General features: G+C 71.7%; 14 protein-coding genes. 9 read left to right on the top strand and 5 right to left on the bottom strand.

The features are described from left to right. Window positions 1-118: 118 nt before the first annotated feature. Window positions 119-2,356, bottom strand: coding sequence for a hypothetical protein (locus AB0C36_RS15590; RefSeq protein ID WP_358354021.1), 2,238 nt, complete (start codon window positions 2,354-2,356; stop codon window positions 119-121). A gap of 196 nt (window positions 2,357-2,552) precedes the next feature. Here AB0C36_RS15590 and AB0C36_RS15585 point away from each other — a divergent pair, with 196 nt between their 5' ends. The 3 genes from AB0C36_RS15585 (at window position 2,553) to AB0C36_RS15575 (ending at window position 5,435) form a co-directional block, all read left to right on the top strand. Further along, a complete protein-coding gene (locus AB0C36_RS15585) occupies window positions 2,553-2,687 on the top strand; it encodes a hypothetical protein (RefSeq protein WP_358354018.1) in 135 nt (44 codons plus the stop codon). Window positions 2,688-2,824: 137 nt separating this feature from the next. Continuing rightward, window positions 2,825-4,153, top strand: coding sequence for a tyrosine-type recombinase/integrase (locus AB0C36_RS15580; RefSeq protein ID WP_358354015.1), 1,329 nt, complete (start codon window positions 2,825-2,827; stop codon window positions 4,151-4,153). Then, a complete protein-coding gene (locus tag AB0C36_RS15575) occupies window positions 4,074-5,435 on the top strand; it encodes a hypothetical protein (RefSeq protein ID WP_358354013.1) in 1,362 nt (453 codons plus the stop codon). Before AB0C36_RS15580 ends, AB0C36_RS15575 begins: the two co-directional genes overlap by 80 nt. 71 nt (window positions 5,436-5,506) lie before the next feature. Here the strand turns inward: AB0C36_RS15575 and AB0C36_RS15570 are convergent, their stop codons facing one another. Both AB0C36_RS15570 and AB0C36_RS15565 read right to left on the bottom strand, forming a co-directional pair. After that, window positions 5,507-7,246 (bottom strand): restriction endonuclease, encoded by a 1,740-nt coding sequence (locus AB0C36_RS15570; protein ID WP_358354011.1) that lies wholly within the window; start codon window positions 7,244-7,246, stop codon window positions 5,507-5,509. A gap of 843 nt (window positions 7,247-8,089) precedes the next feature. Beyond that, window positions 8,090-8,563, bottom strand: a complete 474-nt coding sequence (locus tag AB0C36_RS15565; protein ID WP_358354009.1) for a MarR family winged helix-turn-helix transcriptional regulator — start codon at window positions 8,561-8,563, stop codon at window positions 8,090-8,092. Between the two features lie 123 nt (window positions 8,564-8,686). Here AB0C36_RS15565 and AB0C36_RS15560 point away from each other — a divergent pair, with 123 nt between their 5' ends. The 3 genes from AB0C36_RS15560 (at window position 8,687) to AB0C36_RS15550 (ending at window position 10,342) form a co-directional block, all read left to right on the top strand. Next, a complete protein-coding gene (locus tag AB0C36_RS15560; RefSeq protein ID WP_358354007.1) occupies window positions 8,687-9,355 on the top strand; it encodes a class I SAM-dependent methyltransferase in 669 nt (222 codons plus the stop codon). Next, window positions 9,352-9,762 carry a spore germination protein GerW family protein gene (locus AB0C36_RS15555; protein WP_358354005.1) on the top strand — a complete coding sequence of 137 codons (411 nt, stop codon included), beginning with the start codon at window positions 9,352-9,354 and terminating at the stop codon, window positions 9,760-9,762. The genes AB0C36_RS15560 and AB0C36_RS15555 overlap by 4 nt, the downstream gene beginning before the upstream one ends. 106 nt (window positions 9,763-9,868) lie before the next feature. Continuing rightward, entirely contained in the window at window positions 9,869-10,342 is a 474-nt protein-coding gene (locus tag AB0C36_RS15550; protein WP_358354003.1) for an SRPBCC family protein, read from the top strand. Here AB0C36_RS15550 and AB0C36_RS15545 read toward each other — a convergent pair. Then, window positions 10,269-10,991 (bottom strand): leucine-rich repeat domain-containing protein, encoded by a 723-nt coding sequence (locus tag AB0C36_RS15545; RefSeq protein ID WP_358354001.1) that lies wholly within the window; start codon window positions 10,989-10,991, stop codon window positions 10,269-10,271. The genes AB0C36_RS15550 and AB0C36_RS15545 overlap by 74 nt on opposite strands. A 179-nt stretch (window positions 10,992-11,170) precedes the next feature. On the opposite strand from AB0C36_RS15545, the gene AB0C36_RS15540 reads away from it, so the two are divergent. From AB0C36_RS15540 to AB0C36_RS15530, 3 genes are all read left to right on the top strand, one after another. Next, window positions 11,171-11,434, top strand: coding sequence for a hypothetical protein (locus AB0C36_RS15540; RefSeq protein WP_358353999.1), 264 nt, complete (start codon window positions 11,171-11,173; stop codon window positions 11,432-11,434). 74 nt (window positions 11,435-11,508) lie between these two features. After that, entirely contained in the window at window positions 11,509-11,832 is a 324-nt protein-coding gene (locus AB0C36_RS15535; protein ID WP_358353997.1) for an ArsR/SmtB family transcription factor, read from the top strand. Next, complete coding sequence (locus tag AB0C36_RS15530) at window positions 11,829-12,314, top strand: SRPBCC family protein (RefSeq protein WP_358353995.1); 486 nt, start codon at window positions 11,829-11,831, stop codon at window positions 12,312-12,314. The genes AB0C36_RS15535 and AB0C36_RS15530 overlap by 4 nt, the downstream gene beginning before the upstream one ends. Window positions 12,315-12,349: 35 nt before the next feature. Here the strand turns inward: AB0C36_RS15530 and AB0C36_RS15525 are convergent, their stop codons facing one another. After that, window positions 12,350-12,778 carry an ester cyclase gene (locus tag AB0C36_RS15525; protein ID WP_358353993.1) on the bottom strand — a complete coding sequence of 143 codons (429 nt, stop codon included), beginning with the start codon at window positions 12,776-12,778 and terminating at the stop codon, window positions 12,350-12,352. Window positions 12,779-12,839: the final 61 nt, after the last annotated feature.

Below are 12,839 nucleotides of genomic sequence, written 5' to 3'. Positions count from 1 at the left end.
ACAGACCCTATGGCGAAGTGAAAGACGGCAGGATAATGCCAGTTACCCTGCCGTCCGCCCCGCCGACCCGGCCGCGGTGAATCGGGGACATGTATAAGAGGTATCGGCGCGGCCCGGATCAGGCCGGCGGGCCGGTCCGCGGATCCGGCGCCGGGGGAGCGGGCCGCGGGTCACCAGGGGCGGAGGGGGTGCCGTCGGGTTCGAGGCCGTACCGCTGGATCAGCTCCGCCTGGGACCGCCGCCCCCGCAGGCTGGAAAAGAGCCCAAACCCGATGAGTGCGGCCTCATGTCCGGCGTCGGCGGCTACCTGGGCCAGGCGCTCCGCCTCCGTGCCGTTCCCCGCCCTGTCCCGCCGCGCAGCCAACCACGCGAGCGCGGACGCGTCGCCGGCGTCGGCCGCCGCCCGGGCCAGGCGTTCCCCCTCCGCGCCGTCGGCCGCCTTATCCCGCCGCAGGGCCAACTGGGCGAGCGCGGACGGGTCTCCGGCGTCGGCCGCCGCCCGAGCCAGGCGCTCCGCCTCCGCGCTTTCCCGCCGCTCGGCCAACCGCACGAGCGCGGTCGTATCTCCGGCGTCGGCCGCCGCCCGAAACAGGCGCTCCCCCTCCGCGCCGTTCCCCGCCCTGTCCCGCCGCCCAGCCAACCACGCGAGCGCGGACGGGTCTCCGGCGTCGGCCGCCGCCCGGGCCAGGCGCTCCCCCTCCGCGCCGTTCCCCGCCTCATCCGCCCGCACAGCCAACCAACGGAGCGTGGTCGTACCTCCGGCGTCGGCCGCCGCCCGGGCCAGGCGCTCCGCCTCCGCGCCGTCGCCCGCCTCATCCGCCCGCACAGCCAACCAACGGAGCGCGGACTCGTCTCCGGCGTCGGCCGCCGCCCAGGCCAGGAGGGTGGCGTGTCGGAAACGCAGACGCGCGGCTGCGGCAGTCATCAGGGCTACCAGGTCGCTGTGAGCGCGGGTGTGGCGGGCGGCGGCTTCCCAGAACGTCACATGCAAGCGCTGTATCCGACGGGTACGGCGACCGTGCTGGTCGAGGAAGTCCGTGAGCCGGAATCCGACAGCAGGGCCCTGCACGGACTGCCCAGGCCGGGGACGTACGCGCCCGAGCGGGGCTGCGACGCGGTGGCGACGCTGGGCGCAGTAGGTGACGGCGTCCTCCAGCCAATGGTCGGGCAGTTCGTCCCATTCGCGGTCGGTGAGGTAGCCGGGGGCAGCGTCGGCGAGCAGGTCGAGGGGCAGAATCTCCGAGTGGCCCAAGCGGCGGTAGTCCATCGCTGCGTGGAGCAATGCCTTCGCTCCGACGTCGGCGTTGTCATAGCGGTTTAGAAGCCAGGGCGCGCCGGCGAGGAATTGGGTGATTTCGCCGGTGTTGGCGGCGTGTTCGGAGGCGAGCCGCAGCTGGCTGTCGTCCCGCGCGGCGGCGCGGAGCGCGGCGAGGTCGTCGGGGGTGAATCGGTCCGGGATGGTGGTGTGCAGGCTGGCCCCGGCCAGCAGCTCGCGTTGTTGGGCGTACCAGTCCGTGCCGTCGGCTCCGGGGGGGCCGGTGAGCGTGTTCCAGTGCTCGCGCCACAGCGTGGCCAGTACCACCACGGGCCCGCCGCTGCCGCGTGCGCGAGCGAGCAGCGTCTGCAGCGCGGCCGCGGCGCGCCGGCCGCCGTAGGGGCCGGGGTCGAGGAGGTAGCGCTGCGCTTCGTTGAGCCAGAGCACCGTCCGGGGCCCGACCCGGTCGACGCCGGCGAACAGTGCTTCGTGTGGGGTCGGTTCCAGCGGATGCCACACCCGCCAGCCCTCCGGGAGTTGCCGTAGCGCCTCCCAGCACGCGCGGGTCTTGCCCGTCGACGACTCGCCGACCAGCGTGATCAGCTCGCCGGGTCCGGCGGCCGCTGCGGCGACCGCTTCGCGCAGCCATCGGTCGTGCGCCCGCGGCACGTACAGCGGCAGGGTCCGGGCCGGGCCGGGGTCGTCCGAGGTCTCGACCGCGGGATGCACGCCCAGCAGGAACGGGTCCGCCGCCGCCACCGGGATGCCAGGCCTGTCCACGGCCGCTGGCGGACTCGGCGCGGTGCGGCGGCGTTTCGCCTGGGTGGTCTCGGCGCGGTCCCGGGCGTTGTGCCATGTGGTGCGGATCCGGGTGTGGGCCGCATCCCGGACCGGGTCGTCGCTGGGCTGGAACAAGGCCCGCAACAAGCGGTCGAACTGCTCGGTGCGCGGGATGGTGCCGGCGCGCCAGTTCACCAGGGTGTTCGGCGCAACGCCGGTCTTCTCGCGCTGCGCGGCGGTGGTGCCGGCGAGCCGGCGGTCCAGCAGCGCGGTCAGCGCCGCGGTGAAGTCCTCGGGCGAGCGCACCTCCGCCAGTTCCACCGCCGCGGCCCCCTCAACTCGGCGCAATTTGCGTCGCCCGTCCCAAATTTCAGCGTAGGCCTCCGCACACCCCGCCACCTGTACTTTGCCGCCGCGACTGGGCAGCAAGTCGGCTCAGGTCCCCGCAACTTGCGGTCGCCGCAGGTCCGGCGGCCCGTAGCAAAGAAGCCACCGACCACCACCCTCGGAGGCCTCGATGAACCGCCGCACCCCCACCGCGCGCACCCGCCGCCCCGCACGTCGCCGCACCTGGAAGACCGCCGTGGTCGGCGGCGCCGTCGCCGGTGCGGTCCGCGCCGGCTTCGGCTGGCTCCTCGACCACCTCACCTGATTCCGACCCTCGGTGCCCGGGGCGAGACCGCAACGCGGTTTCGCCCCGGGCACCGTCGCGTGCGGGCGCGGTCGTACGACGCCGATATAAAGGGGAACGAATCGCGCACCGGCGCCGCCGGAGGGGGGAGACCGCACGTGACCGACGACGCTGCGCCGGGCACCGCGCTCGTGCCACGACCGGCCGGCGCGCTCTCCACCGACTGCGTCGACCCGCGCCAGGACTGGCCTCCCGAGGCCCGCGCGCTGCGCGACCGGTTGCGGGCGTTGGTCGACGCAGCCGGGCGGCCGGTGTACGGCGACGCCGACCTGTTGCCCGACCTGGCCGGCGCCTGGATCGCCGGGTTCCGCTCGGTGCAGACCCGGCGCGGCTACGCCCGCAGTTTCACGGTGTGGGAGGCGTACGCCCGGACCCGCGGCGCGCATCCGCTGACCGCAGGCTTCGCGCTCGCCGACGCGTACGCCCGCTACCTCCAGACCGCGCTGTCGCTGAAGCGGGACGGCGGCGGCGGCAACTCCGGCCGGCCGCCCGAGTACGCGGCGGTCGGCCCGCCGTACCAGCCGGCCGCACAGGCGGCGATGCTCTCCGGCGCGAGCTCCTTCTACGCCCGGGCGATCCGCCACCAGGCCGTCACCGCCAACCCGTTCACGCACACCGAGCGGCCCGCGGTGGCACCGCTCTCCTCCGTGCAGGGCCTGCTGCCCGAGGAGACTGCGCTGCTGATCAGCACCGCCCAGCAGTACTCACAGCGGGCGTTCGCACTCACCACGATGCTCTACCTGATCGGGCCGCGCTGCGACGAACTCCTCGCCCGCGACGTCGAAGAGCTCGGCTACGACCGCGGGCACCGCACCCTGCCGCTCACCCGCAAGGGCGGCCTCGTCCAGCCGGTGCCGATCCCGCCGCTCGCCTGGTACGCGCTCGACCTCTACCTCGACGGCCGCCGCTCCGGCCCGCTGTTCATCACCCGCAACGGCCACCGACTCACCGAAGCGGAGGTGTGGAAGTGCCTGCGCCGCCTCGCCAAGCGCGCCGGCCTCCCGCACCAGGACTCCATCCATCCCCACGTGCTGCGCTACGGCTTCATTACCGACAGTTTGGAGCGCGGCGACGCTCTGCAGGACGTCCAGGACGCCGGCCACCGCGACCCGCGCACCACCCAGCGCTACAACCGGCGCCGCGGCCAACTCGACCGGCACCCCGGGTACGGGCTGGCGGCCGACCTCGCCCAGCGTCTGGCCCCGCCACCACCCGACGACCCCGCTGCCTCATGGATCGTCTCCCCGCCGCCTGCCGAAAGCCGGAATCTGTATGCCCGCCCCCACCACCCCGATCTGGGTAAAGCTGCCCGCTCCCGCCCCGGAACTCCGGAAAGGACTCCGTGGCTTGGCCGACTTGGCGGGATTCCGCATCGCCGAGAACGGCGCGACGTGGTCTCTGGCCACCTACGAGCGATACGCCGATGAGACGCCGGCGCTGGTGTCCCTTGACACGCTCGACGACGCCACCCTGGACCAACTAGCGAAGATCGGCCACGAAAGCCCTGTGCAGGTCCCCACCGCTGGCATCGACACCGAGACGTTCGCGCACCTCGGTCAACAGGACGGAGTCGCGGCCCGCATCGCGGAGTTCAACCTCATCATCCTCGGGGCCGACACCGCGAACCTGCCCGCCGCCATCCGCGGCTTCTTCGATGCCTGCCCAGGCGCGCTTCGCCGACTGCATGTCATCCACCAAGCCCCCAAACTGGTCGTCCGCACCACCTTCGTGCGCATGCTGGCCACGGCGCGCACCGTCACCGACCTCCCCCAAGCCCTCGCCGGACCAGGCTTCCCCGCGGCGCGGGCCGTGGCCCTGGGCGGCTTCTTCGGGCCGGCCTTCGTCAAGCCCGCGCTGCACATCACCGCCCCCTGGGTCTGGGCAAGCATGTCCGCACGCGCGTACGCCCTGGTGGTCTGGCCGTTCGGCACCGCGATCCCCGGGGGCACCTTCCCGAGCAACCAGCTCGCCGACCTGGTCGCCCCGACCACGGACAGGTTCACCGACAACATCTCCAGCTCTCGCCCCACGCACACCGCCGCCCAGTACGACGCGTTCCTCACCTGGTGGGTGGAGCGCGTGAACACGCTGCTCGCCATCGTCACCGACCCGGCTCAATTCCCCGAGCCCGGAACCCACACCTACTCGCCGGATCGCCAGTTCCAAATGCTCATGAGCCTGGAACGGCTGTTCCGCGACGTCGCCGAGGCCTTGCAGCATCATGGCCGCGATCAGACGGCATGCCTGCGTGCCGCGTACGACGCGCTGGATTGCCTCGAAGGACTCGGGATCCGCAACTTCCGCTACTACACCAGCCCGAGCCGGGCCCGCGACGCTCTCGATCGGATCACTGCCCAGGTTCCGACCAACGCGGTCGCCGTCCTGCGCCCGGTATGCGACGACGCGGTCAACGCCCTTGACCGGGTTCGCGACGGCTTCTACTCCTCCGGGCCGCACTGGACCGCGAACGGCCTCGACGGCCTGCCCGGCACGCAGCGGCCAAGCCGGGACTGGGACCAGGCTGTTGCCGACTACCTCCGGCTCGACCGCAACACCGCCCACTCGTTCTCGAAGATGGACGCCACCGACCGCGCGATCTACCTGGCGCACGATGGAGAGCTGCCGTCCCGGCTGGCGTCTCTCGCCTTACTGGCGCTCGTCGATCTGCTCGCCGACCTCGACAAGCTCGACGCCAAGCTCGGACGATGACGCCCCACCCGGCGCCCGTACACGTCATCAGCCGGACATCAGAGTGGGCTGCGCCGACGTCCGTGGCGCGGCTACGCGGCGCCGGGGTATCCGGGCAGACCCAGGGGCACCGGCGTCGGTGGTGCCGTGCCGCTGGTCGCGTCGGGCTTGTTCAGGATGAAGCGGTTTCGGCGGGCCGGGGACAGCCGGAGGGTACGGCCCGCGAGCGGGCCGCGTGAATCGGGGTCAGGGGCGAGGGTGCCGTGGACCTCGGGGTGGTAGAGCGTGACCGGCCCGATGTCGAACTTCCGGCCGAACAAGTCGAGTTCCCAGGCAGGGCTGGTGGCGGTGAAGGCCTTGGCCTCCCCGGCGAGCAGTGCCTCCAACACGGGGCTGGTGCTGCCGTTCAGCGTCGCGGTCAGGATGCGCGGTTCGGGGTCGATGATGCTGTGGCCGTCGATGAGCAGTCGGGCGCAGCGCAGGCGGATCCGGTCCAGGGCGGAGACGGTGTCCGGCAGAGCAAACCGCTGCCGGCAGTGGCGCTGCACGCAGTCGAGATCCTCGGCGAGGAGTTCGAGTGCATCGAGTTCGGCGGCTCGCTCCCGGTCGGGAGCGGAGGATTCGGTGGTGAAGACGCCGAGCCGTTCGCCGTTGATCATCAAGTCGAAGCGGGTCGTGCTGGTCAGCGTGCGCAACAGAGCGAGGCTGTCGAGCACTGCGGCGGGCTGTCGCCCGTGGGTCTCGTACGTGGTGTCGACGGTGACGGACGCCTCGGGATCGTCGGGGACGAAGAAGGTGACGGTCACGCCGTCGTGGAATCGACCGCGCAACGTCCTTCCGCGGTCTCCCTGGGCGGCGCTGTTGAGGACGCCGTCGGCCGCACGGATCAGGCTGTCCGCCGGGAAGCGCAGTTCCGCGCGTGCGTTGAGGGGGCCGGCAGCGGGGAGCAGACGCACGGCGACGTGCTCGTGGACCTTCGCGAGCCAGGCCGGGCCGGTGATTATCAAGCGCCGGACGGCCTGCGGCGGCAACGCCAGGGTGTCGATCACGCCGAATCCCAACGAGCGGTCCAGTGACACGGCCAGCTGCTGATGGCTCTCCGCGATGTCGACGTGGAACCCGAGGGGGCTGACGCGGCCGGCCGCGGGATGCTTGGGGACGATGGTCTGCACGGTGGTGGTGCCACGGCGTTCGAAGTTCATGGCCCAGTGCGGGTCTCGATCGTCGGCTACGCGGCCGAGCGCCTGAACCCGCTCGGCAAGGTCACCCGCGTCCAAGAGCATGGCCTTCTCCTGCCCCAGGATCCGGGCCTTCTCGACCACCTGATCGCAGGTGTAGAAGTGGAGCAGGTCCGGGAGGTCGCTGAGCAGGTCGTCGAGGGCGGCACGGCCTATCGGGGTGGGGATCCGCACGCGGGCGGCCGCCGGGAACTCGGACTTGAGGCCCTTGGCGTGCTTCTCCTCCTCGGGCGTGATGTTGCCTGGGGTGACGAGGATCCAGGTGTGCGGGTTGTAGGCCAGCGCCGACTTGAACGACGCCCGGATAGCGCGGCGCCGGGGCTTGAAACCGTTGGAGAACCCTTCCGGGTAGTACTTCAGTTGGTACACGGTCCGGTGACCGTTGCGATGGTGCACCACGACGTCGCGGCCGCCGTCGCCGCCGCGGCCGTCGTACGCCACCACCTCAACGTCGTTGGCGTGCCTTCGGTACAGCAGCGCCTCGACGATGCGGTCAAACTGCGGCTGGCCTATCAGCTTCCAGGGAATGGGACTGTCGATATCGTCTCCCGGCGTTCTCGGCGGCTCCTGGGCCCCGACAGAACATCGTCTCATTTCAGGAGGACACGCCTGCGACACCCCGATCCGGCGAGCACAGGCACCGGTGAGGCCCAGCGCGCGGAGCGAGCCGGCCGCACCCGCGGCCGCGGTGCCGAGCGTGGATGCGTGTACGCGGCTGCTGCCTGGATCGATCGCTCACCAGTTGCTGCCGCCGGGTCGCTGATCCCAACGTGTTGGGTTCCCTGGCTTTCTGCTGCAACCGCGGCGGTTCCGACTCCGCTTCGGGCTGTCGGGGACAAGCACGTTGCTGACCTTGGACGCGCAAGAGCGTTACATCGCCCCAACCTTCGGAGTAGCGGTGTGACTCGCACCCATGTCCATGAGTGTGACCCGCATCACGCGCCTGCCACCGGTGGCCCCACCTGTCAGGCCATCGCACGGGCGCCTTGGCCGGGGCCATGCGACAGCACTCGGCGTACGTGAATTCGCCGCCGGCCAGGGCGAACTGCAGCTGCTTCGAGGGGCGGCCGCGCTCGGCACCGCGGACCGCGAGGCCTGCGGCGCCAACACCCCGTCATCGGGGCGCGTCGGAAGCAAGAACCGGACGTGCGTCGGCCCCGCCGCGCTTGGGGGGTCACGGACAGGGCCGGCGCCGGGAGCCAGCGCCGGTTTTTGGGTGGTCGGCGCGGCTGTGGAGGTCACCGGAGGGAAGCTCCGACGATCCCGGACCATGAACGGTACGCCGCCCTGCCGGGGAAACGGATTCTCCGAACTACGGCTTAGGAAGCGCAGATCGAACGCGCAGGACCAACCGGTACACCAACCGGTCCCCGAGTGTGCGGGGATCAGCATCAGGGGACCGCGCCCCCGCAGGTCGCGGGCGCTACGCCAGGGGGTCTACCGCTTCTGCGGCGGTTGCTGTGGTGTCGGGCACAGGGCTGCGGCATCGGCGTGCGGGGTGAGTTCGGTGCCGCGCAGGCGGGTGACGATGGTGGCGATGGTGGCGTGGAAGCCGGCGAGGTGGTCGGCGGGGATGTCGGCGAAGAGGGCGGCGGCCATCTGGTCGCGTCCGTCGCGGAGGTGGGTGACGGCGGCGCGGCCCTGGTCGGTGAGGTGGACGAGGGTGGCCCGCCGGTCGGTGGGGTGCGGGGCGCGGGTGATGTGGCCGTCGGCTTGGAGGGCGTCGAGGAGGCCGGTGACGTTGCGCGGGGTGACTGCGAGGGCGTCGGCGAGGGCGCGCTGGGTCATGGGGCCGTCGTGGAGCATGAGCGCCCACAGCAGCCCGGCCCGGGCGCGGGTGAGGCCGTGGCCGGTGATGCCTTCCTCCATCAACGCGCCGAGGACTTCGGCGAGTTCGAAGAGCCGGTCCATCGACCGGCCGGGATCGGTTGTCCCCGGGACATTTTCGTGAAGTGACTTCACTGTGTTGCACCTCCTCGATTAGCGTACCGATGATGCCGAGACTGGGAAGGGGCGGGTGGCGAGGTGGTCGCGATGGCAAGGTCCGAGCGTGTGAGCAGGCCGGTGTTCGCGCGGTTCTACACGAAGGTGGCCGCGCCCGGGCTGGAGCGGGCCGGGGCCGGGGAGCACCGGCGGCGGATGCTGGCGGGGTTGTCCGGGGCAGTGGTCGAGGTCGGGGCCGGTCACGGGGCGAACTTCGCGTTGTATCCGGCGGAGGTGACGCGGCTGGTCGCGGTGGAGCCGGAGCCGCGGCTGCGGGAGCAGGCGGCTAAGGCTGCGGCATCGGCGGCGGCCCCGGTGGAGGTGGTCGACGCAGTGGCCGGGCGGCTGCCGTTCGGTGACGGGGAGTTCGACGCGGCGGTGCTGTGCCTGGTGCTGTGCTCGGTGCCGGACCCGGAAGCGGCCCTGGCGGAGGTGTTCCGGGTGCTGCGGCCGGGTGGTGAGCTGCGGTTCTTCGAGCACGTGCAGGCGCGGAGCGCGCGGATGCGGCGGGTGCAGAAGGTGGTGGACGCGACGGTGTGGCCGCTGCTGTGCGGGGGCTGCCACACCGGCCGCGACAGCGAGGCGGCGATCCGGCGCGCCGGGTTCGAGGTCGCCGAGCTGGACCGGTTCGCGTTCCCCGAGACCCGGGTGCCGCTGCCGGCCGCGAGCCACATCCTGGGCACCGCCGTCCGCCCCGCGACCGAAGGAGCACCCCGGTGAGCGAGCCCGAGCACCCCGAACTTGCCGGTGAGCACCCCGACTCCGCCCAGACGGCGGCGTCGCTGCTGGAGCGGTTGGTGGACCGCATCACCGCGCGCGCGTCCGTTGCCGCGGTGTTCGGCGAGCCGATCGAACACGCCGGGGTGACGGTGGTGCCGGTGGCGCGGATCGCGTTCGGGTTCGGCGGCGGTGCGGGACGCGGCCTGCACACCTCGCACGCCGGGGAGGGCGGCGGCGGAGGCGGGGGCGCGGACTCCCGGCCGCTGGGCTTCATCGAGATCACCGACCGCGGCGCGGCGTTCAAGCCGATCCGCGACCCGTGGGCGGACGTGGTGCTGCCGGTGGCCGCGCTGCTCGCTGCGGCCGCGCCTGGCGTGGTGCGGGTGCTGCGGCGCCGCGGCCGGTAGACGCGCAGTCGGCACGGGATGTCCGGCGCCGGGTCCGTCCGTGGTGGCGGTGGGTCCGGCGCGCGCGAGACTGGAGGGGAGCGGGGGCGCGGCGGAAGGAGTCGCCATGGCCCGGACGCATCAGGACAGCTCGTCGAACGCGGCGCGGTTCACCGGTTCGTTCAGCGCGTCGGTGCCCGCGCCCGCGGATGCGGTGTTCGCGCTGGTGACCGATGTGGCGCGGCTGCCGGAGTGGAACCGCGCGGTCACGCGCGTGGTGGAGGCGCCGGCGGCGCTGGAGCCGGGGGCGGAGTGGGTGGTGACGGTCAAGCCGGCCGGGTGGCCGTCGTGGCCGAGCCGGTCCCGGGTGCGCGAGATCGACCCGGCCCACGGGGTGTTCGCATACCGGTCGCAGACCGACGACGGAAATCCGAGCTATGCCGACTGTCGGCGTACGGGCTCATGTGCAGATCCAGGTACGAGTCCGCGTGCAGGGCTGGCCGTGGTGGTTGCCACGTGGTTCGGCGTCAGCTCTGCTGACGTGCGTCGTCCTGGGCGAAGCGCTCGAACAGCGTGGTCAGTTCGTGGGGGTTCCGGCTGACGATGGCCTCCAACTCGTCGACGTGGATTGCGACACGATTTCGCCACGGGTCGGCGGTGGTGCCCAGCCCCGGGGCGTACAGGAAGTGCTCGCTGCCGGACTTCCAGCAGCTGAGCGGGACGCCTGCAGCGTGCATCCGGCACGTGAGGTGCCACTCCCTGGGCTCGTCGGCATACACGCGGACGCCGCGTGCCGCCAACTTCGGCAGGATTTGCTCGTAAGACTGCCTCGACAAGGGGTTTCCCATGACTGTGATGTTCGTGGCGTTGCAGTCCGACAGTGGGCCGAGATCCTGCAGGAGGTTCCTTTGCACGTCCAGCACCAGGAGGTTGGGGAACCGGTCGATGCCGCCGAGATCCTGGAGGCCGCTGTCCTGCACGGTCAGCGATATGAGCTGGTCCATACGAGGGAGGGCTGCGAGCGACACCGGGTCGCAGCCGGTGAGGATCAGGACCTCGAGCGACGGGAAATTGTGCAGACCGTTCAGTGAAGTGGCTTGGCGGACGTGCAGTTCGGTGATCGTCGTCGTTGTGTCGACGCCCCTCATCCGCTGGTGAAGCCGTGCAAGCTCCAGCCCCTTACGGACCTGCGGCTCCATCGGGCGTGTGAAGTGCTCGATGACGCGTCCCTCCTCGTCGCGGCACAGCACCTCACGTACCGGCGCCCTGATGAGCCCGGACGCAGCGTGCTGCCCAACCTGAATCGCCTTGATTCTCTTCGTCTGCAGGCCGTGCGGACAGCCCGCGGCCGGTCGTCAGCGCAAACGGGACTCCTCTGTGCGCTCGGCAGCCGCCACAGCTCAACGACGGCAGTCGAGACTGGGGATGGTTGACCCTTGCCTGGGCGTTGAGGTCGTCTTGCCTTCACACCACCCCGTACCCACCTCTGCACTCCATCCCGTACGCGGACACCGACTGGCGCTGGCGCGTCGTTCCCGAATCCGGTGCCTCGCGGCTGACCGTGTCGTGGGAGCTGCACCCGCAGACGTTCTGGCGCAGGCATCTGTTCTCCCGTCTGCGGCGCCGCAGCCTCGCCAACACGGAGGTGCCGGCGTCGGTCGCCGCCCTTGCCTGGCTCGTGTCCACCGCCTGAGTCGACCCGGACGTGAACCATCCGCGTCTCGGGGCGTTGACACATCCCTCTTGGTAAGTTCAGACTTACGGTTCGTGGGGACTTACGAAGCGGCGTTGGACGCGCTGGGCGACCCGACCCGGCGGGCGATCTTCGAGCGCCTGGGCCGGGGGCCGTCGGCGGTGGGCGAGTTGGCGGCCGGGCTGCCGGTCAGCCGTCCCGCGGTCTCGCAGCACCTGAAAGTCCTCGTGAACGCCGGCCTGGTCGCCGTCGAGGCGGCCGGGACGCGGCGGATCTACCGGCTCGACCCGCAGGGCGTGGACGTGCTGCGGGCGTACTTCCAACGTTTCTGGACCCAGGCGCTCGCGGATTTCGCCAAGGCCGCCGAAGCGCCGCAGATGGAGGGCGAGCAGTCATGAGCGAGTACATCCACGGCGCGGACGTCCGCGTCGAGATCTCCGTCGACGCGGACGTGGAACGGGCGTTCGCGGTGTTCACCGAGCAGGGCCACACCTGGTGGCCCGCCCCGTACAAGCTCGGCCAGGGCGGGGCGCGTACCGGCCTGGTGATCGAGCCGAAGGCCGGCGGGCGGTGGTACGAGACCACCGACGACGGCGCCGAGTGCGCCTGGGGGACGGTGCTGGCGTTCGACGCGCCGAACCACCTGGCGCTGTCCTGGGCGATCACCCCGACGTTCGCGCCCGAACCGGACGAGAACAAGGCGAGCCGCGTCGATGTCACTTTCGCCGCCGACGGCGCTGGCAAGACGACGGTGGTGTTGGTGCACTCGCAGCTGGAGCGGCACGGGGACGGCTGGGAGCAGGCCCGCGACGGACTCGCCGACCAGGGCGCGTGGCCCGGCGTGCTTGCGGCCTACGCCGCCCTCGCGTCGAGTACCTGACTCGGCGGATCGATAAGGCCGGGTTCCCCTGCCGGTCAGCTCGGCGCGGGCGCGAGTCCGAGTTGTTCGAGGAAGGCCAGCTGGTCGAAGTACAGCCGGTAGTCGACGATCCGGCCGTCCCGGGCGGTGGCGATGTCGCAGCCGTGGATGCGGACCGCTTTGCCGGTGGCCGGGAGCGTGCTGCCGTCCGGCATGTGCAGAGGGCCGGTGTTGGTCCCGTGGAACCAGCCCTCGTCGACCGCGGTGTCGCCCGCCTCGTAGGTGTGCTCGTGGTCGAAGGCGCTGTCCGGGAGCGCGTCGGTGAGCTCGGCCATGTACTCCGCGATCGCGTCGCGGCCGCGGAACTCCCCGTCCGGGGTGGTGGCCACCGCGTCCGGCGCGAAGCACTCCGCGATGGACTGGGCGTCCCGGGACGTCGTCATCGCCTCGGTGAGTCGGTCCATGGCCTCACGTGCCTGTCCCATGACCTACCTCCTGTCAGGTCCAACCCCCACATTCCATGGTCCGCCGCCCCGGGGCGGCGGA

Origin of the sequence: Streptodolium elevatio (assembly GCF_040649515.1) — a bacterium.
Classification (GTDB): domain Bacteria; phylum Actinomycetota; class Actinomycetes; order Streptomycetales; family Streptomycetaceae; genus Yinghuangia; species Yinghuangia elevatio.
The sequence above is the reverse complement of the archived record's forward strand: the minus strand, read 5'-3'. Positions and strand labels throughout refer to the sequence as shown.